The 1,136-nt window shown below is 56.3% G+C and carries 1 rRNA gene; it reads left to right on the top strand.

Features of this window, described 5'->3' with window-relative positions:
• Window positions 1–1,136, top strand: a 23S ribosomal RNA gene (locus ENSA5_RS21040); the annotation flags it as partial.

Below are 1,136 nucleotides of genomic sequence, written 5' to 3'. Positions count from 1 at the left end.
CTTTGGCAATGTGCGACTGCGTACCTTTTGCATAATGAGCCAACGAGTTGTGGTTTGTGGCGAGGTTAATCCGCGAGGAGAAGCCGAAGCGAAAGCGAGTCTGAATAGGGCGAACAAGTCACAGGCTGCAGACCCGAAACCCGGCGATCTATCCATGGGCAGGCTGAAGCGCGGGTAAGACTGCGTGGAGGGCCGAACACACTCAAGTTGAAAATTGAGGTGATGACCTGTGGATAGGAGTGAAAGGCTAATCAAGCCGGGAGATAGCTGGTTCTCGCCGAAACATATTGAGGTATGGGGTCGGCCGATTTCCACGGGGGGTAGAGCACTGGATGAGCTAGGGGGACCACAATCTTACCGAACTCAACCAAACTCCGAATACCCGTGAGAACAGGCCGGCACTCAGGCGCGGAGAGCTAAGTTTCCGTGCCAAGAGGGAAAGAACCCAGACCGCCAGCTAAGGCCCCCAAGTCGTGACTAAGTGGTAAAGGATGTGGGAACGCTTAGACAGCCAGGAGGTTGGCTTAGAAGCAGCCATCTCTTCAAAGAAAGCGTAACAGCTCACTGGTCGAGCGAGCCCGCGCCTAAAATTCAACGGGGCTCAAGTCACGCGCCGAAGCTGCGGGTCCGATCCACCTTCGGGTGGAAGGGCGGTAGGCGAGCATTGTCTGCACGATGAAGGCGTACGGTAACGAGCGTTGGAGAGCAGACAAGAGCTGATGTTGGCGTGAGTAGCGATAAAGAGAGTGAAAAACTCTCTCACCGTAAACCCAAGGGTTCCTGGGTGAAGATAATCTGCTCAGGGTTAGTCGGTCCCTAAGCCGAGGCCGAAAGGCGTAGGCGATGGGAAGCAGGCGAACATTCCTGCACCGGCACGGATGGTTTCACGAGGAGGGACGGAGGAGGATAGTCGAGCGTTCTTGAGGATTGAACGTTCAAGCCAGTAGGCTGGGCGCGTAGGAGGCAATGGCCACAAACGCGCGTCCAAGGCCGAGAGGTGATGAGGCGAGCTCTCCGGAGCCTCCAACTCGATAATTCCACGCTTCCAGGAAAAGCTTCGCGTGAGTGTACCGCTGTGCCGACCGTACCCTAAACCGACACAGGTGGGTGGGGAGAACATCCCAAGGTGCTCGAGA

Source organism: Enhygromyxa salina (assembly GCF_002994615.1).
Lineage (GTDB): Bacteria > Myxococcota_A > Polyangia > Nannocystales > Nannocystaceae > Plesiocystis > Plesiocystis salina_A.
Note: the sequence above shows the minus strand (reverse complement) of the source record. Positions and strands in the feature narration are given on the sequence as shown.